At 68.9% G+C, this 21,031-nt stretch carries 16 protein-coding genes, 1 pseudogene and 2 riboswitches; of the genes and pseudogenes, 6 read left to right on the plus strand and 11 right to left on the minus strand.

The annotated features are described in order from the left end of the window. Positions 1-108: 108 nt before the first annotated feature. The 3 genes from BBJ41_RS03765 to cobW are packed head-to-tail and all read right to left on the minus strand — an operon-like array spanning position 109 to position 6,092. Complete coding sequence (locus tag BBJ41_RS03765) at positions 109-1,185, minus strand: magnesium chelatase ATPase subunit I (protein WP_069745375.1); 1,077 nt, start codon at positions 1,183-1,185, stop codon at positions 109-111. Next, positions 1,182-4,997 carry a cobaltochelatase subunit CobN gene (cobN, locus tag BBJ41_RS03770; RefSeq protein WP_069745376.1) on the minus strand — a complete coding sequence of 1,272 codons (3,816 nt, stop codon included), beginning with the start codon at positions 4,995-4,997 and terminating at the stop codon, positions 1,182-1,184. Before cobN ends, BBJ41_RS03765 begins: the two co-directional genes overlap by 4 nt. A 6-nt stretch (positions 4,998-5,003) precedes the next feature. Then, positions 5,004-6,092 (minus strand): cobalamin biosynthesis protein CobW, encoded by a 1,089-nt coding sequence (gene cobW, locus BBJ41_RS03775; RefSeq protein ID WP_069745377.1) that lies wholly within the window; start codon positions 6,090-6,092, stop codon positions 5,004-5,006. Between the two features lie 328 nt (positions 6,093-6,420). Further along, positions 6,421-6,685: riboswitch (cobalamin riboswitch) on the minus strand. A 124-nt stretch (positions 6,686-6,809) separates the two neighbouring features. Then, positions 6,810-7,047, plus strand: a riboswitch (cobalamin riboswitch). 110 nt (positions 7,048-7,157) lie between these two features. Here cobW and cobA point away from each other — a divergent pair. The 4 genes from cobA to BBJ41_RS03795 are packed head-to-tail and all read left to right on the plus strand — an operon-like array spanning position 7,158 to position 10,285. Next, a complete protein-coding gene (cobA, locus tag BBJ41_RS03780; RefSeq protein ID WP_175972693.1) occupies positions 7,158-7,967 on the plus strand; it encodes a uroporphyrinogen-III C-methyltransferase in 810 nt (269 codons plus the stop codon). Further along, positions 7,964-8,341 carry a cobalamin biosynthesis protein gene (locus BBJ41_RS03785; RefSeq protein WP_069745378.1) on the plus strand — a complete coding sequence of 126 codons (378 nt, stop codon included), beginning with the start codon at positions 7,964-7,966 and terminating at the stop codon, positions 8,339-8,341. Before cobA ends, BBJ41_RS03785 begins: the two co-directional genes overlap by 4 nt. 34 nt (positions 8,342-8,375) lie before the next feature. Then, positions 8,376-8,978, plus strand: coding sequence for a cob(I)yrinic acid a,c-diamide adenosyltransferase (cobO, locus tag BBJ41_RS03790; RefSeq protein WP_069745379.1), 603 nt, complete (start codon positions 8,376-8,378; stop codon positions 8,976-8,978). Between the two features lie 2 nt (positions 8,979-8,980). Then, positions 8,981-10,285: a cobyrinate a,c-diamide synthase gene (locus BBJ41_RS03795; protein WP_069745380.1), complete on the plus strand. Its 1,305-nt coding sequence runs from the start codon at positions 8,981-8,983 to the stop codon at positions 10,283-10,285. A 34-nt stretch (positions 10,286-10,319) separates the two neighbouring features. On the opposite strand, the gene bamE is transcribed toward BBJ41_RS03795, so the two are convergent. Then, on the minus strand, positions 10,320-10,859 hold the full coding sequence (gene bamE, locus BBJ41_RS03800; protein ID WP_069747571.1) for an outer membrane protein assembly factor BamE domain-containing protein: 540 nt from the start codon (positions 10,857-10,859) through the stop codon (positions 10,320-10,322). Positions 10,860-11,033: 174 nt separating this feature from the next. After that, positions 11,034-12,196: pseudogene (locus tag BBJ41_RS03805) on the minus strand (M20 aminoacylase family protein). A gap of 343 nt (positions 12,197-12,539) precedes the next feature. Here BBJ41_RS03805 and BBJ41_RS03810 point away from each other — a divergent pair. Together BBJ41_RS03810 and BBJ41_RS03815 are read left to right on the plus strand one after the other, a co-directional pair. Then, positions 12,540-13,613, plus strand: coding sequence for a type IV toxin-antitoxin system AbiEi family antitoxin (locus tag BBJ41_RS03810; RefSeq protein WP_069745382.1), 1,074 nt, complete (start codon positions 12,540-12,542; stop codon positions 13,611-13,613). Further along, positions 13,582-14,487: a nucleotidyl transferase AbiEii/AbiGii toxin family protein gene (locus BBJ41_RS03815; protein WP_069745383.1), complete on the plus strand. Its 906-nt coding sequence runs from the start codon at positions 13,582-13,584 to the stop codon at positions 14,485-14,487. The genes BBJ41_RS03810 and BBJ41_RS03815 overlap by 32 nt, the downstream gene beginning before the upstream one ends. Before the next feature lie 48 nt (positions 14,488-14,535). Here BBJ41_RS03815 and BBJ41_RS03820 read toward each other — a convergent pair whose 3' ends face one another. The 6 genes from BBJ41_RS03820 to BBJ41_RS03845 form a co-directional block, all read right to left on the minus strand. After that, positions 14,536-14,952 carry a type II toxin-antitoxin system VapC family toxin gene (locus BBJ41_RS03820; protein WP_069745384.1) on the minus strand — a complete coding sequence of 139 codons (417 nt, stop codon included), beginning with the start codon at positions 14,950-14,952 and terminating at the stop codon, positions 14,536-14,538. Further along, positions 14,949-15,212, minus strand: a complete 264-nt coding sequence (vapB, locus tag BBJ41_RS03825; RefSeq protein ID WP_069745385.1) for a type II toxin-antitoxin system VapB family antitoxin — start codon at positions 15,210-15,212, stop codon at positions 14,949-14,951. Before vapB ends, BBJ41_RS03820 begins: the two co-directional genes overlap by 4 nt. A gap of 226 nt (positions 15,213-15,438) precedes the next feature. Next, the gene (locus BBJ41_RS03830; RefSeq protein WP_069745386.1) at positions 15,439-16,455 is read right to left on the minus strand and encodes a GNAT family N-acetyltransferase; all 1,017 of its coding nucleotides are present in this window, start codon (positions 16,453-16,455) and stop codon (positions 15,439-15,441) included. After that, positions 16,455-17,294 carry a formyl transferase gene (locus BBJ41_RS03835; protein WP_069747572.1) on the minus strand — a complete coding sequence of 280 codons (840 nt, stop codon included), beginning with the start codon at positions 17,292-17,294 and terminating at the stop codon, positions 16,455-16,457. Before BBJ41_RS03835 ends, BBJ41_RS03830 begins: the two co-directional genes overlap by 1 nt. Before the next feature lie 86 nt (positions 17,295-17,380). Then, on the minus strand, positions 17,381-19,618 hold the full coding sequence (locus BBJ41_RS03840) for a TonB-dependent siderophore receptor (protein ID WP_456298397.1): 2,238 nt from the start codon (positions 19,616-19,618) through the stop codon (positions 17,381-17,383). Positions 19,619-19,664: 46 nt separating this feature from the next. Further along, the gene (locus BBJ41_RS03845) at positions 19,665-21,029 is read right to left on the minus strand and encodes a lysine N(6)-hydroxylase/L-ornithine N(5)-oxygenase family protein (RefSeq protein ID WP_069745388.1); all 1,365 of its coding nucleotides are present in this window, start codon (positions 21,027-21,029) and stop codon (positions 19,665-19,667) included. Positions 21,030-21,031 lie beyond the last annotated feature (2 nt).

A 21,031-nucleotide genomic window follows, 5' to 3' on the forward strand; every position in this document is an offset into this window, starting at 1 on the left:
GCCATGCGACCGCCGTGCCGGCGTGTGCCGTCCCCGGTGCGCGCGCGGATTCGCCTTGCTGCCATCGAGGACCGCGAACGGCGTTCGCGGCGGCGCCCGCTCGATGGCTCAGTGTTTTTTTAGCGGCAGCGGCACGACGCTTTTCACGTCGCGCAGCCCGGTCGGCTCCGGCCGCAGATAGCCCCAGTCGCCCTGCGATTCGATGGCGGCACTCGTGTTCGCGCCGGCCGGGTCGTCCGGCCGCTCGCGCGCATCCGGCGGCGAACGTTCGTCGCGTTCGCGTTCCGGCTGCGACGCGCCCGACGACGGCGGCGTACCGGCATGGCGACGGTGCCGCAGCACGGCTTCCGCCACGCGCGCCACATGCGAAACCGTCACCGCATCGGCCTGCTCCAGCGCGGCGAGCGCACGCGCCGCGCGCAGCATCACGAGATCGGCGCGCAACCCGTCGACGGCCGCGTCGATACACAGCGCGCTGACGCGCGCATGAACCGCATCGTCGAAATCCAGCATCGGCAGCCGTGCCCGCGCCGCATGAATCCGGTCGCCGAGTTCGCGCTGCGCGGGTGCATGACGCGCGCGGAACGCGTCCGGATCGAGATCGAACGCGAGTCGTGCCTTCACGATCCGCTCGCGCTGTGCGGCGTCGAAGCAATTCTCCAGCTCGACCATCAGCCCGAAGCGGTCGAGCAATTGCGGACGCAATTCGCCCTCCTCGGGATTCATCGTGCCGACCAGCACGAAGCGCGCATCGTGCGCGTGCGACACGCCATCGCGCTCGACGATGTTCACGCCGCTCGCGGCGACGTCGAGCAGCGTATCGACGAGCCCGTCGGCGAGCAGGTTGACTTCATCGACGTACAGCACGCCGAGATGCGCGCGCGCCAGCAGGCCGGGCCGGAAGCGCACGCCGTTCTCGGCGAGCGCATGCGCGAGATCGAGCGTGCCCGTCACCTGCTCGTCGCTCGCCGACAGCGGCAGCGTAACGAACTGCCCTTCGGGCAACAGCTCCGCGAGGCCGCGCGCGGCGGTCGATTTCGCGGTGCCGCGCGGCCCGCTCACGAGCACGCCGCCGAGCGACGGATCGATCGCGGCAAGCAGCAGCGCCTGCTGCAACGCATCCTGCGCAACGAGCGCCGCAAACGGAAAAACCGCGCGTGCGCGGTGCGTCGTCGGATCGGTCATCGCCGTCCCCCTTCCTCAAGTTGTTCGCTGGCGAGCCAGACCGCCTCGATCCGCTCGCGATAGTCGCCCGGCTGCTGCCACAAGCCGCGCTGCATCGCCTCGACGAAGCGTTCGCAGATGCCGTGCAGCGCCTTCGGATTGTGCCGTTCGAGGAACGCGCGCGTGTCGTCGTCGAACAGGTACGCGTCGGCGACGAGCGCGTACTGGTGGTCGGACAGCACGCGCGCGGTCGCGTCATAGCCGTACAGGTAGTCGACGGTTGCGGCCATTTCGGCCGCGCCCTTGTAGCCGTGGCGCTTCACGCCGTCGAGCCATTTCGGGTTGACGACGCGCGAGCGGATCACGCGCGCGATCTCCTCGCGCAGCGTGCGCATCTTCGGCGCGACAGGGTTCGCGTGATCGCCGTGGTAGATGCTCGGCTGCTGCCCGGACAAATGCCGCACGGCCGCCGTCATCCCGCCCTGGAACTGGTAGTAGTCGTTCGAATCGAGGATGTCGTGCTCGCGGCTGTCCTGGTTCTGCACGACGACGTCGATCGTGGCCAGCCGCTCGCCGAACACGTCGGGCGCGGCGTCGCCCGCGCTGTTCTGCGCGTACGCGTGGCCGCCCCACTGGCGGTACGCATCCGCAAGATCGGCGTCGCTCTGCCAGCGGCGCTGGTCGATCAGATCCTGCAGGCCCGCGCCGTAGCTGCCCGGCCGCGCGCCGAACACGCGCCAGCCGGCGCGGCGCCGCGCTTCGTCGGGCGGCACGCCCTGCGCGATCCATTTCGCACGCTCGCGCTCGATGCGCGCGCGGATCGGGTTCAGTTCCTCGGGCTCGTCGAGCGCGGCGACGGCCTGCATGGCCGCGTCGAACAGGTGCATCAGGTTCGGGAACGCGTCGCGGAAGAAACCCGACACGCGCAGCGTCACGTCGATGCGCGGCCGGTCGAAAATCTCGATCGGCAGGATCTCGAAGTCGGTCACGCGATGGCTGCCGTGCGCCCATTTCGGCCGCACGCCGAGCAGCGCGAACGCCTGCGCGATGTCGTCGCCGCCGGTGCGCATCGTCGCCGTGCCCCAGACGGACAGGCCGATCGCGCGCGGGTAATCACCGTGATCCTGCAGGTGGCGCTCGATCAACTGCTGCGCGGATTTCAGGCCGAGCGACCATGCGGCCTGCGTCGGCACCGCGCGCGTGTCGACCGAGTAGAAGTTGCGCCCGGTCGGCAGCACGTCGGGACGGCCGCGCGATGGTGAGCCGCTCGGTCCCGGCGGCACGAAGCGGCCGTCGAGCCCGCGCAGCAATTGACGCATTTCCTCGCCGCCGCACGCGTCGAGCGCGGGCATCAGCGCCGAGCGCACGCGCGCGATCACCGCGAGCGTATGCGGCCATTCGCCGGGCGGGGTCGTGTCGATATCGGCCGCCGCGTTGCCCGGTCCGGCCGCACACAGTCCGTCGAGCCAGTGCTGCGCGAGCCGTTCGAGCCGCTCGCGCGTATCGCCCGCATGCCGCCACGGCGATGCGTCGAGCGCCTGCAGGATCGCCGGACGCGGGCCGGCCCACGGCGCGGCCCAGTCGGCGGCAAGCGGGTCGAAGTCGTCGCCGAGCACGAGATCGCGCGCGAGCGCGCCGATCAGCCCCGCGCGCTCACCCTTGCCGTCGCCGACCGGAAAGCGCGCAAGCGCGAGCAGCGTATCGCGCCGCTGACGATCGGCCGGCGACAGGCCGAACACGTGCAGCCCGTCGCGAATCTGCGCTTCCTTCAGTTCGCACAGCCACGCGTCGACGCGCGTCAGCAGCGCATCCTCGTCGCCCGTGTCGCGCGGCGGCGACACGCTCAGTTCGTCGTGCAGCCGGTGCTCGGCGATCGTCGCGAGAATCGTCTTGCGCAGCAGCTTCGCGCGCCGCGCATCGACCATCAGCGCTTCGTAGTATTCGTCGACCTGCCGCTCGAGATCCTGCAGCGGGCCGTAGTTTTCCGCGCGCGTGAGCGGCGGCATCAGGTGATCGACGATCACGGCCTGCGCGCGGCGCTTCGCTTGGCTGCCCTCGCCCGGATCGTTGACGATGAACGGATACAGGTGCGGCAGCGGCCCGAGCGTCAGGTCGGGCCAGCATGCGTCGGACAGCGCGACGCTCTTGCCCGGCAGCCATTCGAGGTTGCCGTGCTTGCCGAGATGGATGACCGCGTCGATGCGATACGCATCGCGCAGCCAGAAATAGAACGCGAGATACGCATGCGGCGGCACCAGATCCGCGTCGTGGTAGCTCGCGTAGTCGTTCTCGCCGCGCGAGCGCGACGGCTGGATGCCGACGAACACGTTGCCCACGCGCCAGCCCGCGATCGTGAAGCGCCCTTGCCGCAGCGTCGGGTCGGCTTCCGGCGCGCCCCAGCGTTCGTTCAGCGCGTCGCGCACGGCCGCCGGCAATTGCGCGAAATGCGCGAGGTAATCGGCCAGCGCGAAACTCTGGAACGCCGGGCGCAGCGCATGCACGGCCGCGTCGTTGGTCACGCCTTCGGTGAGCCGCGCGATCAGCGCGTTGCCGTCGGGCGGCAAATCGGCCACCACGTAGCCCGCATCGCGCAGCGCCGCGAGCACGCGCAGCGCGGACGCCGGCGTGTCGAGCCCGACGCCGTTGCCGATCCGCCCTTCGCTTTGCGGATAGTTCGCGAGAATCAGCGCGACGCGCTTGCTCGCGTTGTCGAGCGTGCGCAGCCGGCACCAGCCGCGCGCGAGCGCCGCGACGAACGCGATCCGCTCGGCGTCCGGCTGGTAGCGCACCACGTCGACCTCGGTGTGCGGACAGCGATACGCGAGCCCCTTGAAACTCACCGCACGCGTGACGATGCGCCCGTCGACCTCGGGCAGCGCGATGTGCATCGCGATGTCGCGCGCGTGCAGGCCCTGGTTGTCGGCCACCCATGCGTCGCGATTGCCGCCGGACAGGATCACCTGCAGCACCGGCGCATCGCCGGCGAGCACTTCCGGCTCGGCGGCATCGATCGCGCCGGCCGCGAACGCGGTCGTGTTCAGCACGAGCGCGACGTCGTGCGTGTCGCAGAGCTGCGTGATGACTTCGCGGCTCACCGCGTCCTTCAGCGACGTCACCGCGATCGGCAGCGGATTCAGCCCTTCCTGCACGAGCGCGTCGGCCAGCGCGTCGAACACGGCCGTGTTCGCGGCCTGCCAGTGCGCGCGGTAGAACAGGATCGCGACGACGGGCGCGCCGGGCGTCCAGCGCGGCCGCCAGTCGTCGACGCTCGCGCGGTCGCGCGCCGGGTGATACAGCGCGGCGGCCGGCAGCGGGCGCGGCGGCTCGGGTTCGTCGCCGAAGCCGAGCGTATGGAACGCGATGCTGCGCAGCAGCGCCTCGGCGTTGTGCACGCCGCCTTCGCGCAGATAGCGCCACCACAGCCGGCACAGCTCGGGCGCGACCGTGCTTTTCGCGACGAGATTCGGGTCCTCCTGCAGGTCGCCCGAAAACATCGCGAGCTGCTGCGCACGCTTCGACGCGAGCGACACGGCCTGCTCGATCCCGTACGGCCAGTACGCTTCGCCGCCGAGATGATCGATCACGACCGTCTTCGCATGACGCAGCACGTCGTCGACGTAGAAATCGACGGACGCCGGCTGCCGCAGGAACGTGACGTTCGCGAGCCGCACGCTCGGGAACCCGGCCGGCAGGTGCGGCACGACGCTCGCGAGCAGCGACAGCGTCGTGTCGGCCGAACTCAGGATCACGATGTCGGCCGGTTGCTGGTCGATCCGGACGACACCCTGCGTATCGTCGACGAAACCGCCCGGCGTGGTGCGCAGCAGATGCATCGTGCGTTACGCCTGTTGCGGCTCGGCCGCGCACGCGGCGTCGAACGCGCGCTGCAGCGCGGCCGCGTCGAGATCCTCGCCGATCAGCACGAAGCGGCTCGCGCGCGTTTCGCCGTCTTGCCAGCGGCGGTCGAAATAGCTGTCGAAACGGCGGCCGACGCCCTGGATCACGAGCCGCATCGGTGCACCGGGCAGCGCGGCGAAACCCTTCGCGCGGTAGATCGTGTGCGTCTCGACGACCCGCTGCAGCGCGGCGATCGTCGCTTCGCGCGTACCCGCATCGCCCGACACGACCACCGAGTCGAAATCGTCGTGATGGTGGTCGTGGTCGCCGTCGTCGGCCGAGCCGTGATGGTCGTGACGCAGGTGGATCGTTTCTTCCGACGCCGATTCGAGGCCGAGCAGCATCGCGAGATCGAGTTCGCCGCGCGTCGCGCGCACGATCTTCACCTGCGGCGGGATCTCGTCGCGGATCGCGGTTTCGATCTGCGCGAATTCCGCATCGCCGACGAGATCGGCCTTGTTCACGATCACGAGATCGGCGGACGACAGTTGATCGGCGAACAGCTCGTGCAGCGGCGATTCGTGGTCGAGGTTCGGATCGGCGCGGCGCTGCGCATCGACGGCCTGCGGGTTTTCCGCGAACTGGCCGCTCGCGGCGGCCGGCCCGTCGACGACGGTCACGACCGCATCGACCGTGAAGCTGTTGCGGATCGTCGGCCAGTTGAACGCCTGCACGAGCGGCTTCGGCAGCGCGAGCCCCGACGTTTCGATCAGCACGTGGTCGATATCCGCGCGCCGTTCGACAAGCGCTTCCATCACCGGATAGAACTCTTCCTGCACGGTGCAGCACAGGCAGCCGTTCGCGAGCTCGTAGAGCTGGCCCGATGCTTCGTTCTGCGCGCCCTCGGCATCCTCGCAGCCGATGCCGCAGCCCTTGAGGATTTCGCCGTCGATGCCGAGCTCGCCGAATTCGTTGACGATCACCGCGATGCGGCGGCCTTCGGCGTGCTGCAGGATGTGGCGCATCAGCGTCGTCTTGCCGCTGCCGAGAAAGCCCGTGACGATCGTGACGGGAAGCTTGCGTAGGGTCATGGTAGGTCCTGTGTCGAAAGTGGAATCAGGCCGGGATCGTCGCGTCGAAGGCGGCGCGGCAATTCATCTGGCGGATCGCGGGCAGGTCGCCGCGCAGCCCGGACGGACGGACGCAGGACGGACGGAACGACGAATCGGACATGGTGCTTCCTTGCGAACGGTCGACATCGTGAATGCCAACACGGCTGCCGCCGGCCCTGCCCGCGCCGCCTGCCGTTCGCCGTGCCGGCCGGGCGCGTGCGCGCGGGGCCGATGGGCGGAGAAAGCGGGAAATGCGCGGGCGTCGGGCCTGCTGCGGCCGTGGACGATGCGCCGCCTCCCCGCGGCGCTGAACCCCAATGTTTAGGCCGGTATCCGGGCTGACGAACACGCCGCTTCGCCTTCCCGGATGCGCGCGGCATCCAGTGGCGGTCGTCCGCATGCGTGCGGCATGCGGCGAAGCGGCGTTGCATCGCGCTGCGCGCGACGCGTTCGCTTACCGTTGCGGGGGCAGCACAGGTTGGCTCGACTGCGGCGCAGGCAGGCTCCCTGTTTCCCGTTTAACTGCGTGCGCCGGAGCGGCGCGCGCGAGCACCAAAACGCGTGCGAGTGTAGGCGGCGGTGCGGGGAGCGTCAAGGCGGCACGGGCCGCCGGGCCGTGTTTCGCACGGCCGGCGCGCGACGCCTGAAGCCGCTTCGGGCACCGGCGCGGCGGGTTCGCGCGGGCGGACCGCTGTGCTATCGTAGCGCCGCGTTCGGTGCTCGCATGCGCATTCCCGCATGCAGTTAAACGGGAAACAGGAGGCGGATGTCCGCCCGGCCTGTGCTGTCCCCGCAACGGTACGCCGCCCGCGCGACGCGCTTCCCCGCGCGACGCGCCCATGCCGCCCACGATGCCACTGCCCTTCAGCCGGGCGGGAAGGCTGCGGCCTGGCAAGCGGCCAGCCCGGATACCGGCCGACGCAAGGGGCGAGCCCGACGCTCGCCGAACGCCCGATCCGCGGGGGACGGATGGGGTGCGCATTCCGCCTGCGTCCGCGTGGGCTTCGTCCGATCCGTCATGCCTTGCCTGTCTGCCGGCCGCCCATGTGCCGCCCGCCTTTCCCTTTTCACCGTAACGACACGGTGCGCGCCGTGCCGCGCGCGATGAGCCGCGCGTGGCTCATCGGCGCTGGCCCCGGCGACGCCGACCTGCTGACGCTCAGGGCCGTGCGCGCGATCGGCGCGGCCGACGTACTGCTCGTCGACGATCTCGTGAACCCCGACGTGCTGCGCCATGCGCGCGCCGACGCGCTGATTGAGCACGTCGGCAAGCGCGGCGGCCATGCGTCGACGCCGCAGGAAACGATCGTCGCCGCGATGCTCGACCATCTGCGCGCGGGCCGCAGCGTCGCCCGCCTCAAGGGCGGCGATCCGTTCGTGTTCGGCCGCGGCGGCGAGGAACTGGCCGCGCTCGGCGCCGCGGGTTTTCCGGTGGAAATCGTGAACGGCATCACCGCAGGCATTGCAGCGCCGGCCGCGCTCGGCATTCCGGTCACGCATCGCGGCGACGCGCAGGGGGTGATCTTCGTCACGGGCCACGGCGCGGGCGCCGACGAGCCCGACTGGCGCGCGCTCGCCGCCACCCGCATGACGATCGTGATCTATATGGGCATTCGCCGGCTCGACGCGATTGTGGCAGCGCTGCATGACGGCGGCCTGCCCGGCGATACGCCGTGCGCGGCGATCGAGAATGCGACACGTCCCGATCAGCGGCACGTGCTCGCGACGCTCGACAATCTCGTCGAACGCGTCGGCGCAACCGGCATCGGTTCGCCGGCGATCGTCGTGATCGGCCGCGTCGCCGCGCTCGCCGATGATCCGGCGGTGCGCGCGGCGCTCGGCGGCGGCGCATGACGCGCGTCGCGCTCGGCGTCGGCTTCCGCGCGGGCGTGACGGCCGCCCAACTCGATGCCGCGATCCGCGCCGCGCTCGCGCTCTACCCGGGCGCCGAACCGGCGCTCGTCGCGACGCTCGCCGACAAGGCGCGCACCCGTGCGCTGCGCACGCTGTGTGCGCGACGCGGCTGGCCGCTCGTCGCGTTCGATGCGGCGCAGCTCGCAAACCGCCCCGAGCTGGCCGTAAGCGGCCCGTCGGATGCCGCGCTCGCGCGCTTCGGCGTCGCGGGCGTGGCCGAGCCGTGCGCGCAGCTCGCGGCGCCGCATGGCCGGCTGCTGGGCCCCAAATCCATCCGGGACGGCGTGACGGTCGCGCTCGCCGGCCCGCTCTGAACCCTTTGTTTCGCTTTCGACAGGACGATTCCCGATGAAGACCGATTCCGAATCCCATCAGCGGATGGCCGAACGCCGCCGCGCCGGCCATGAGAAGAAGCAGGCCGCCGCCACCCACGAAAAGGGCCTGCTGATCGTCAACACCGGCAACGGCAAGGGCAAGAGCACGGCTGCATTCGGCATGGCCGTGCGCGTGCTCGGCCACGGCATGCGGCTCGGCGTCGTGCAGTTCATCAAGGGCGCGCTGCACACGTCCGAGCGCGACTTCCTCGGCGCGGTCGCGGAATGCGATTTCGTGACGATGGGCGACGGCTACACGTGGAACACGCAGAACCGCGACGCCGACATCGCGACCGCCCGCAAGGGCTGGGACGAGGCGCGCCGGATGATCGAAAGCGGCGACTACCGGATGGTGATCCTCGACGAGCTGAACACCGTGCTGAAGTACGAATACCTGCCGCTCGACGAAGTGCTCGCGACGCTTGCCGTTCGCCCGGATTCGGTGCACGTCGTCGTCACCGGGCGGCACGCGCCCGATGCGCTGATCGACGCGGCCGATCTCGTCACCGAAATGCGGCTCGTCAAGCATCCGTACAAGGAGCAAGGCGTGAAGGCGCAGCGCGGCGTGGAGTTCTGAGCGTGCCGGCCTGCCCCGCGCTGTTCGTCAGTGCGCCCGCGTCCGGCCAGGGCAAGACGTCGGTGACGGCCGGCCTCGCGCGGCTGCATCGACGGCTCGGCCGCCGCGTGCGCGTGTTCAAGACCGGGCCCGACTTCCTCGATCCGATGCTGCTCGAACGCGCGAGCGGCGCGCCCGTGCATGCGCTCGACCTCGGGATGGTCGGCGAGGCCGGCTGCCGCGCGCTGCTTGCCGAGGCCGCGCGCGATGCGGACCTGATCCTGATCGAAGGCGTGATGGGGCTGTTCGACGGTACGCCGAGCAGCGCGGACCTCGCGTCCGCGTTCGGCGTGCCGGTCGTCGCGGTGATTTCCGCGAAGTCGATGGCGCAGACGTTCGCAGCGATCGCGTTCGGGCTCGCGCGGTTCCGCCCGGGGCTGCCGTTTCACGGCGTGCTGGCGAACCGCGTAGGGTCGGCCCGCCATGCGGAGCTGCTGCAACAGGCGCTGCCCGATGACCTGCGCTGGCTCGGGCACGTGCCGGCCGATGCGGGCATCGCGCTGCCGGAGCGGCATCTCGGCCTGCACCAGCCGGCCGACATCGACGATCTCGATGCGCGGCTCGAACGCGCGGCCGACGCGCTCGCGCAGACGGCGCTCGCGGCATTGCCGCCGGCCGTCGCGTTCGCGGAACCCGACGTTACGACACCGCTGACGCGCATGCTCGCCGGCAAGCGGATCGCGATCGCGCGCGATGCGGCGTTCTCGTTCATCTATCCGGCGAATCTCGCGCTGCTCGACGCGCTCGGCGCGGAGTCGACGTTCTTCTCGCCGCTCGCCGACGAGCCGGTGCCCGACGATTGCGACGCGCTGTTCCTGCCGGGCGGTTATCCGGAACTGCATGCGGCAAGGCTCGCGGCGAATGCCGCGACCGCGCGGACGATTCGCGCGCATGCGGCCGCCGGCCGGCCGATCGTCGCGGAATGCGGGGGGATGGTGTATCTGTGCGAGTCGCTGATCGACGCGGACGGCGCCACGACGGCGATGCTGGGCCTGCTGCCGGGCCAGGCGACGATGCAGCGCCGGTTCGCGGCGCTCGGCATGCAGCAGCTCGATACGCGCACCGGACCGATGCGCGGTCATACGTTCCACTATTCGCGGCTCGCGACGACGCTGGAACCGGTCGCGCGCGCCGCGCGCCCCGACGGCGCGCCGGGCAGCGGCGAAGCTGTCTACCGCAGCGGCGCGATCGTCGCGACGTACATGCACATGTACTGGCCGTCGAATCCGGCGATGGCGGCCGCGCTATTCGGCGGCACGGCGTTCTGACGGAAAGGACCGGTAAAGCGCCGCCTCCGCGATGTCAGGGTTTTTCGCGGCCCGGCGCTTCCGAACGCGAAGTCCGGATCACGGTACCGTCGGGCGAGAAATGCGCGTTGAACATCCCGTCGCCCGATACGCCGCCTTCGGCCCAGTGCCAGCTCCACACCTCTTCATGGCTCAATGCGTATTGCGCGACCTCGGTCGGCTTGCCCAGCAGTTGCCGCACGTCGTCCTTCGACATCCCGGGCATGACCTTCGCGATGTTCGCCGCGGTCAGCGCCTGCGTGATCGACACGAGTCGGCCGTCGGGCCCGAAATCGAGCATGTAGGTGCTCGTGCCGTATGGGCCGCGCGGATACTCGAACCGCTGCGAGCCGTCTTCTCCCTGCCTGACCATCTCGGGCTTGCCGGCCTGGCGGAGTACATCCTCGACCGTCGAGACGCCCGGCTGCAGGTTGCCGAATGCCATCGGATCAGGCTTGATCGCATTGACCGCATCGGCCACCTTCTGGTCGTCACACCCGGCCGCCAGAACGCTGATCGCACAGGCCATCAGCACGGTCAGAAGCTGTTTTCGCATGTCGTCCACACCTGTATTCATCGAGCCGATCCGGCGTCGCGCGCAGCGTAGCACGCGGCCTGTCCCGCCGATGTCAAGGAGCGTCAAATCAACGTGTGCGGTTCGCGCGCGTCCGATTTCGCGGGGACGCGCACACACGCCGGGCGGCGGTCGCCACGCCGCCGTGACCCTGCGTCACACCAGAAACGCCTCGGCCAGCTTGACCCAGTAAGACGCGCCCGTCGGCAGCGCAGCATCGTTGAAGTCGTAGCCCGGGTTGTGCACCATGCAGCCGCCCTCCCCGTCGCCGTTGCCGATGATCAGGTAGCAACCCGGCCGCTTCTCGAGCAGGAACGCGAAATCCTCGCTGCCGGTGAGTGGCACCATGTCGTCGATCAGGTTCGCGTCGCCCACCCACTCGCGCGCGACGTTGCGCGCGAACGCGGTCATCTCCGCATCGTTGACGAGCACCGGGTAGCGGCGCTGGTAGTCGATCGTCGCGGTCGCGCCGAACACGGCCGCCTGCGCATGAACGACTTCCTTGATGCGCGTCTCCAGCAGGTCGCGCACCTCGGGTTTCAGTGCGCGCACGGACAGGCGCATCTGCGCGCGATCGGGAATCACGTTCGGCGCCTCGCCCGCGTGGATCGCGCCGACCGTGACGATCGCCATGTCGAGCGGCGACACGTTGCGCGACACGATCGTCTGCAAGGCCAGCACGATCTGCGCGCACACGACGACGGGATCGATCGCCTTGTGCGGCACCGCGCCGTGGCCGCCGCGGCCCTGCACGTCGATGACGACGGTATCCGACGACGCCATGAACGACCCCGGCAGGAAGCCGAACTTGCCGGTCGGGAAGCCCGGCATGTTGTGCATCGCGAAGATCGCATCGCACGGGAACAGCTCGAACAACCCTTCGTCGAGCATCTTCTTCGCGCCCCCGAGCCCTTCTTCGGCCGGCTGGAAAATCAGGTTCAGCGTGCCGGAGAAGCGGCGCTCGCGTGCGAGATGCTTGGCGGCCGCGAGCAGCATCGCCGTATGGCCGTCGTGGCCGCACGCGTGCATCTTGCCGGCGATCGTGCTCTGGTACGGCAAGCCCGTCGACTCGTGGATCGGCAGCGCGTCCATGTCGGCGCGCAGGCCGAGGCGCTGCGTGCCGTTGCCCACCTTCAACTGGGCGACGACGCCCGTGCCGCCGAGCCCGCGATGCACCGTGTAGCCCCACGACTGCAACTGCTCTGCGACGAGGTCGCTCGTCGCGAATTCCTCGAAGCCCAGTTCGGGATGGGCGTGGATGCGGTGCCGGATCTCGATCATTTCGTCGGCGAGGCCTGGGGGATCACGCTGTGCGTCACGGTGTCGTCTCCTGTGGTTCTATGGGGGATGTGCAGGCAAGGATAGTCGGTTGGACGGCAACCGGGCAGACGGAAAGTCGTTACGGTAGCAACTCATGGTTGCCATATCAGGTTCGGTGCGCGGGAAGCGCAACCTGGCCATCCGGACGACTGCCGCACATGATTCGAACCCGGGAAACTGTGCGGATCGTCTCGATTTTCCGTGCATAAGGGCCCGATGATGAGCGTCCAGGTTGCTTAAATAATTTATAAACCTCAATGGGTTGGAGGAATTTGTTCACTTTTTGACTCATGTACATTTTTTGTGTACGCTAAGAATCAAGTGAACAAGCGATCTTCTCCGATGCCCGAGAACGCCACCCTCCCGATGTCGGAACAGCAGGTGCTCGACGAAGCCTGCGCCGCGTTCGCACGCGCGACCCGTCGCTTCCGCGCGCGGCCCGTGCGCGTGCCGGCCGCTTACAACGCGCATGCCGACGCGATGATCCGCTTCGACGTTGCCGGGCAGGCATTCGAGATGCCGGCCGCCGTGAGCCTGCGCGTCGACTCGCTGCAGGACGCGCTTGCGGCATTGCGCCGCCGCGGCGGCGGCACCGCGATGCCGGGCGAGCGGCCGCTGATGCTGGTCGCGCCGTATCTTTCGACCGAACTGGCCGCTGGCCTGACCGACCAGGCTATTCCGTTTCTCGACACCGCCGGCAACGCATGCCTGATTCAACCGGAGGCCACCGTGATGATTGCGGGTCGGCCCAGGCCCGCACGCATGCCGCGCCGGCAGGCGTCGCGCGCGACGACGCCGAAGGGGCTCGCAGTGATGTTCGCGCTCGCCACGCAGCCGGGCCTCGTCGCACAGCCGTACCGGGCGATTGCCGCCGCGTCGGGCGTCGCGCTCGGCACGGTCAATCTCGCGATGGACGATCTGATCGAGCGCGGCCTCGTCGGGCAGCGGCGCAACGGCGAGCGCCTGATTCCCGACTGGCCGCGTTTCGTGCAGGAATGGGTCGCGCTGTACCCGAGCCGCTTGCGCGCGAAACTGCCGAGCCGCCGGTTTGCCAGCCTCGCGCCCGGCTGGTGGCGCGGTTTCGATTTCGCATCCTTCGATGCGCGGCTCGGTGGCGAGCCGGCGGCCGACCTGCTGACCCACGACCTGAAGCCGGCCGCGATCACCGTCTATACGCACGGCGCGGTGTCGAACCGCCTGCTGCTGCAGGCCCGCCTGCGTCCGGACGCGCGCGGCGACGTCGAAATCCTCGAAGCGTTCTGGCCGCACACGCCTGCGCTCGACTGGCGCGAGCAGGATGTGCCGCTCGTGCCGCCGCTCCTGATCTATGCGGATCTCGTCTCGTCCGGGGACAGCCGCAATCTTGCCGCCGCCGAACAGATTCATGACCGATACCTTGCCCATCCTCCCGCTTGAAGTCGATGAGCGCCGGCCGCTCGAGCCGGCGGCGGTCGCACTGCTGCAAGCGGTCGGCACGGCCTGCGCGCGCCTCGACGCGGCCTTCGTCGTCGCCGGCGCAACCGCGCGCGACATCCTGATGTGGCATGTGCACGGCATCCGGCCGATGCGCGCGACGCGGGACGTCGACGTCGCGGTGTGCGCGGTGAGCTGGCCGTTCCACGAACGGCTCGTCGATGCGCTCGTCGCGACCGGGCAATTCACGCGCGCGCCGAAGCAGCAGCAGAAACTGCTGTTCGATAGCGGAACGCGTGGTTTTCGCACGGAGCTCGACCTCGTGCCGTTCGGGCCACTCGAAACCCCGCCGGGCGAAATTGCGTGGCCGCCGGCCGGCGAATTCGTGCTGAACGTGTTGGGGTTCCAGGAGGCGGTGGACACGGCACAGCCGGTGTCGGTCGATGCGCGCACCGTGGTGCCGGTGGCCAGCCTGCCGGCGCTCGCGCTGCTGAAGTTGCTCGCCTGGAAGGACCGGCGCGCGCGCCAGAACAGCGACGCGTACGACCTGCTGTTTTTACTGCGGAATTTTCACGACGCGGGAAATCGCGAACGCGTCTGGGAAGTCGCGCCCGACCTGCTCGAGGCACATGCGTTCCAGCCGGGCCTCGCCGCCGCCGCGCTGCTCGCGCGAGACGCGAAACGGATTGCTTCGCCGCACACGCGCGACGCCGTACGCGCGCTGCTATCGGACGAAGCGACTTACGCGGCGCTCGGCCAGGATCTGCTGGCACGCGCGTTCGCACTGCTGCCGGGCGAGTTCAGCGACGACGCCGACCGGTATCTCGACGCGTTCCGCAACGCTTTCCTCGTTGATCCGCCTGCCCCGCGCGCATGACGCGCCGCTGTCGCACGGCAGCGCCCTCGGGTTTTCGCCGCGTGACGTTCAGGCTGCCCAGTCTTCGAGCAGCAACCCGGCGACACGGCCGAATTCGCGACCGTTGTTCGTGACGAGCACCGCGCCGGCCGCGATCGCATGCCCGGCGATCGACGCATCGTTCGCACCGATTGGTGTGCCGCGCGCGGCGAGATCGGAGCGAATCACGGCCGTTGCATCGACGGCCGCCGTATCCCACGACAACACGCCATCCAGCCGCGAGACAAAGGCCGTCACCAGTTCCGCATGCTTCGGCGACGCCTTCCTGCCGACCGCGCCGAACCGCATCTCGGCATAGGTGATCGCCGATACGACGATCCGGTGCTGCGCATTGACGCACGATTGCAATTGAGACAGCACCACAGGCGGCCGTTCGCGCATGATGAACGAACAGATGTTCGTATCGAGCATGTAGAGCGTCGTCACTGGCCGGACTCCGTCGGCGCGGCGTCGCCGCCGGACAGGTCGAAGCGGCCGGACTCGATGACGGCCGGGCGTTCGGCGAGGAAGTCGGTGTCGGCCAGCGGTTCGCTCGCGAACGAGAGCCACGTGGGGCGCACCGGGCGCAGCAGCAGCGTGTCGCCCTCGCGGCGAATCTCGAGTTCCGTCACACCCTCGAACTCCATGTCCTTCGGGATGCGGATTGCCTGGTTACGGGCGTTCTTGAAAATCGAAACGGTGCGCATGAACCACTCCACGGGAGTACGATGCGCCCATTCTAGGCATATGCCGGCATATGTCAATATTGGGGTGCGCGAATCGGGTGTCGCATCCCATGTCGTTACGGGTGTTTTTGCCATGTCGTCGTGCCTGCCGTCGATGAAGAACGTGATCCATTCTTCACCAGGCAGGCCGCGCCGACCATATCCCGAACGGCCGATGCCAGCCGTTCGTGGCGCCGCGCCCGCCCCGTCACGGCAACCGGAAAGTGTCGAAGAATGTATCGCGCTCGATCACGGTCAGCGCCGCGCGCTTGTGCGGAAAATCGAATTCCTTGAGCGTGTAGAACCCGAGCCGGTGCATGTACGCGATGTGCCGCACGTGATCGACGCGCGGCTCGCCGACCAGCCGCTGCGTGCGCGATTCGTCGACGAACATGTAGTGCAGCACCCCGCTCCACCACGCATGCAGCTTGCCGGCGCTCTGGAAGCGCGAGTCGCCGATCAGCAGGTGCAGCCCGCGATCGTAGTCGTGCGCATCGTAGAACGGCGCGAGACGGTCTTCCTTCGCCCAGTAGAACTCGAAATAACCGAACGGCTTGTCGTCGAAATAGCCGATCATCGGGTGCATGTGCGGATCGGCGAGCCGTTCGGTGAGATATGCCGCATGTTCGTCGCGCGTGCCGCGCTGGTCCCAGAAATGCGCGACGCGATCGAGGTTCATCCAGCCGCTGAACAGGTCCGCGTGCGCGTCGACGTCGACGGTGCGCAGGCTGAACGTCATCCCGACCTGCGGCATGTAGCGCGCGTAGATCTCGCCGGCCGGCGACGGCGGCCGCACCGGGTGCCGGTGGCCGTTCGTGATCGCGTAGCGCAGCGGCATCCCGCCCGACGCGGGCGCCTTCAGCCACGGCCGCGGGTTCTGCCAGAACGTCGTGCGCGACACGGTGAGGCGCAGCATGTCCCCGGCCGCCTGCGCGCCGTCGATCACGCCCTCGCGCACCGCGCGCGCAACATACGATGCAACGGCCGCCGGATCGGCGCCGGCGAGCGGCACCGAGACCGTCGCCGCATCGTGCCGCGTGTCGGTGTTGAACAGTGCGACGAACGCCGCGAGCAGCGCGTCCGTCGAATCGTCGGGCCGCCATGCGTCGAGCGTGTGCTCGGCGACCGGCGCCGCCTGCCCGTGCGCGGCGCCGTCGAGTGCGGCGGCCACTTCGCCTTCGACGGCGTCAGCGGCGCCGGCCGGTTTCGTCAGCGTGTCTTCCATTACAGTGCTCCCGCGTCGTGGCGATCGGCGAGGACGTGCAGCCCCTGCTCGAGCGCCGGAAACAGGCTGCGCTGGAAGTTGTTCCAGCGCAGCTCGAGAATCGTGTCGTCCGGTGCGATCGGCGTGTCGAGCACGTCGCAGATCACCTCGCCGGAATCGATGCCGTTGTCGACGTAGTGGAACGATGCGCCCGTCATCGTCACGGGTTCGACGGACGACGTCGCGCCGCTCGCCCAGTCGACGCGTTCGCCGCGCGCGCCGTGCAGCGCGTCGAGCGTCGCCCACGCGCCGCGCCGCTGGTACGGCGAATCGTCGGCGGTGATGCCCGGGTGAATGTTCGCGATGCGCCGGTGAAAGCGTGCACCGGGCCGCACGAGTTCGTCGAGGATCACGAGCAGCCCGTCGAGCACGACGATCTCCGCATCGAGTTCGAGCAGGCGCTCGAGCAGGCGGCGCTCGAATGCCTGTTTGCCGGCCACGCGCTCGCGCGCGTCGCGCGGCAGCCGCCGGTACGTCGACGGAATCGAGCAGAACAACTCGTCGACCGGCCGGCCCTGCACCGTCAACCCGTCCGGCAGGATCCACGGGCGGCCCGGCGTGCGCGCGAACCCGTAATCGGCAACTTTTGCACGGTCGGCCGGCGAGCCCTCGTCGTCGTCGACGATCACGCCCTTGAGCGTGTAGCGCTCGCCGAGCGGCGAGTCGTTCAGCCGCTCGACGAGGAATTCGAGCGGGGCCTTCATGTAGCGCGTACCGCCCTGATAAGCGACCGGCTGGCCGGCGCGATCGGCCGCGCCGTTGCGCAGCGACTGGATGTAGACGAGATTTTTCTTCGGCATGGATGCGTCGTGGAAAAGCGGACGAAGGCGCCGCGGCCGGCCCGCGCCGGCCACGAAGGCCGGCCGGCGAGCCGCGGCGCGCGACGTCACCAGTTGTATTTCGCGGTCGCGATCACCGTGCGGTCGGTGCCGAACACGCAGACGTTGTACGACTGGCAACCGCTGATGTAGTGGCGGTTGGCCAGGTTCGTCCCGTTCACGGCGAAGCGCCAGTTACGCGTGTCGTAATGCACGCCCGCGTCGAACAGCGTGACGCTCGATACCGTCAGCGAGTTGTCGGCCGCACCGGCCGACGCGCTCTGGTACCGAACGCCGCCGCCGAGGCCAAAGCCCGCGAGCGGCCCCGTGTGCCACGTCCAGTCGGCCCACATCGACGCCATCTGGCGCGGACGCGGAATGTCGACCGGCCAGTTGTTCAGCGACACGTCGTTCGCCTTCACGTTCTTCACGTCCTGATAGACGTAAGACGCGATCAGCGACAGGTTCGGCGTGACCTTGCCGGTCGCACTCAGCTCGATGCCGCGCGAACGGATTTCACCGGTCTGCACCGACTTCGTGCCGGTATCGTCCTGGCTCGGCAGCGCCGGCGTGATCCCGTTGGTCTGGTTGATCTGGTAGATCGCCGCGTTCAGCATCAGGTTCTTGCCGGGCGGCTGCCAGCGCAGGCCGGCCTCGATCTGCTTGCCGCGCGTCGGCTGCGGCAGCCCGCCGCCGAGCAGGTTCACGCCGATCAGCGGATTGAACGACGTCGCGTAGCTGATGTACGGCGACAGCCCGTAGTCGCCCTGGTACGTCAGGCCGACGCGACCGGTGAACGCCGTCACGTTCGCCTTCGTCGACGTGCCTCCCGCTCGGTCGTCCTGCCGCATGTTGACCCAGTCCTCGCGGCCGCCGAGCGTCAGCGTCCAGCGGTTCCACTTGATCTGGTCCTGCGCGTACAGGCCGAACGTGTTCATCGCCGTGTACGTGTTGGTGCGGAACGTCGAGGCTGGATCGAAGACGGCCGTCGTGACCGGCAGGTAAACCGGGTTGTAGATGTTCAGCGGCGGCGCGGCGGCGAGCCATTCGCTGTCGGTCGCGGTCTGGCGGTTGTACTGGAAGCCGAGCAGCAACGTGTGCTGGAGCGGGCCGGTCGCGAAGCGGCCTTCCACGTTGTTGTCGATGTCGAAGCGGCTGTAGTTCATCTGGAACACGCCGGCCCAACGCGACACGTCGGTCGTGCTGCCATCGACGAAGCCGTTGCCGAACACCGACCCGTTGTCGAGCGACAGGTGCATCAGGCGCACGTTCTGCCGGAACGTCCACGCCTGCGTCAGGTTCCGCTCGAACTGGTAACCGACCGACCACTGCTTCTTGCGGTAGTAGTTGAAGTTCGGGTCGCCTTCGTACACGTCCTTGTTGATCTGCCCGTTCGGGTTCGGCAGCACCGTGCCCACCGCCGGCAAGAAGTTCGACGAGATGTCGCCCCAGTCCTGCAGGTACGTCGCGGACAGCGTCAGCGACGTATCCGCGTTCGGGCGCCAGCGGAACGACGGCGCGAGCGCGACGCGCTGGTCGTTGTTCGGGCCGGTCAGCGCATTGCCGTCGCGCGCGACGCCGACGAACCGGTACGCATACTTGCCGTCCGGGTCGAGCTTGTCGCCGACGTCGATCATGAACTGCTTGCGCGCGTAGTTGCCGATCTGCACGCCGGCCTCGCGCACGCGTTCGCCGTCGGCAAGCTTGGTCTGCACGTCGATGATCGCGCCCGGGTCGCCCGCGCCGTACAGCACCGAGGTCGGCCCGCGCAGCACGGAGATGCTGTCGATCATGTACGGATCGACGCGCCAGCTCGCGAGGTTGATCGTGTTCGGCACCTGCAGCCCGTTCACGTAGGCGGTCGGCGTGAAGCCGCGCAGCGCCGCGTACCAGTCGGAACGGTTGTCCGAACCGTACGACGAGAAGCCCGGCACGTAGCGCAGTGCCGCGTTCACGTCGGTTGCGCCGGTCATCTCGATCTGCTGCGCGGTGACGATGTTGATCGTCTGCGGGATCTCGTTGATCGGCGTGTCGGTCTTGGTGCCGGTGCGGCTGCGCTTCGCGACGAGCCCGACCGTGCCGTCTCCTGCCGAGGCCGCGTTGACGTTGATCGCCGGCAGCGTGCCATTTTGCGCGCTGGCCGACGCATTCGCCGCCGCGCCGTTCTGCGCACTGCTGGCCGACGCCGCGGCGCCTGCGTTCACGGCGGGCGCCGTCTGGGCGTATGCCTGCCCCGCCGCCGCACCGAACGCCACGCTTGCCGCGGCTGCGATCGCACGCAAACGCGTGCCTGTTGCCCACTCCATCTTTCTCTGCTCCACTTTTTTCATGCGGTCTCCGACCGCGCCTTTGTCAAAGAGCGAAAGCCATGCGGCCCGCGCTCACCCCGTTTTCTTGTCTTGCCCGGGCCGCGCCTTCGTCATGGGCGGGCGCGATCCCGTCTTCGAGCGACGCGCAGATTTCGTCCGCGCGGCGCGCCAGTACCGACAGCAGCGTGTCGGACAATCCGTGGCTGTCTTCGCAGCAGCCTTGCAGGTAGATGCGCGGTGCGAAATGCTCCGGCGTCGCGAGCAGGTAGTCGCGCGTGACGTCGCCGCGCGTGAGTGCGTCGCCCAGGTGCGGCGCGAGCCCTTCGAGCAGCGCCGAATGCGTGTCGCGGCGGTAGCCGGTCGCGAGCACGAGCGCGTCGAAACGCTCGACGCGCGTGTCGCCGCTCATCCGGTCGCGCAGCGTCAGCTCGATGCGGCCGTCGGCGGTACGCACCGCGGCCTCGATCGCGCTGTTCGCGAGCAGCGCGTGACGCGGCGTGCCGTCGATGCGCTGCAGGTACAGCATTTCGTAGATCTGCTCGATCAGCGGCCGGTCGACCACCGCGTAGTTCGTATCGCGATAGCGTTCGAGCAGCGCGCGGCGCGCGTCGTGCGGTTGCGCATAGACGACGTCGGTGAATTCCGGGCTGAAGATCTCGTTGACGAACGGGCTGTCGTCGGCCGGCTTCAGTGCGCCCGCGCGCATCACGAGGCTCGCGTCGACGTGCGGGAAACGGCGCGCGAGATCGATGAACACCTCGGCCGCACTCTGACCCGCGCCGATCACTGCGACGCGGCGGCGCTCGCCGTCCGGCGACGCGACGAGCCGGTCGATATCGGTGAGATACGACGACGAATGGATCACGCGGTCGCGGCCGAGCGCGGCGAAGGCGTCGGGGATCGCCGGCGTGCCGCCGACGCCGACCGACAGCGCGCGCGTGACGCGTTGGCGCTCGTGGCCGGTCGCGTCGCGCGACAGCACGCGCAGCGCGTCGATCCGCGCGCCGTCGCCGCGCACGGGTTCGATCGCCAGCACGGTTTCGCTGTAATGGACGCGATCGTCGAACGCATCGGCGACCCAGCTCAGGTAATCGTGGAATTCGACGCGCGTCGGATAGAAGTTCTTCAGGTTGACGAATTCGTTCAGGCGGCCGCGTTCGAACAGGTAGTTGATGAACGTGTAGCGGCTTTTCGGATCGCGCATCGTGACGAGATCCTTCAGAAACGAGATCTGCATCCGGCAGTCGTCGAGCAGCATCCCGCGATGCCAGCCGAATTCAGGCTGACGCTCGACGAAGCAATGGGCGAGCGTGCGCGCGCCGCTGCGTTCGGCGAGGCGCACGGCCAACGCCAGATTCGACGGCCCGAAGCCGACGCCGATCAGGTCGAATACGGTTTCTCTCTGCATGT

Origin of the sequence: Burkholderia stabilis (genome assembly GCF_001742165.1) — a bacterium.
Lineage (GTDB): Bacteria > Pseudomonadota > Gammaproteobacteria > Burkholderiales > Burkholderiaceae > Burkholderia > Burkholderia stabilis.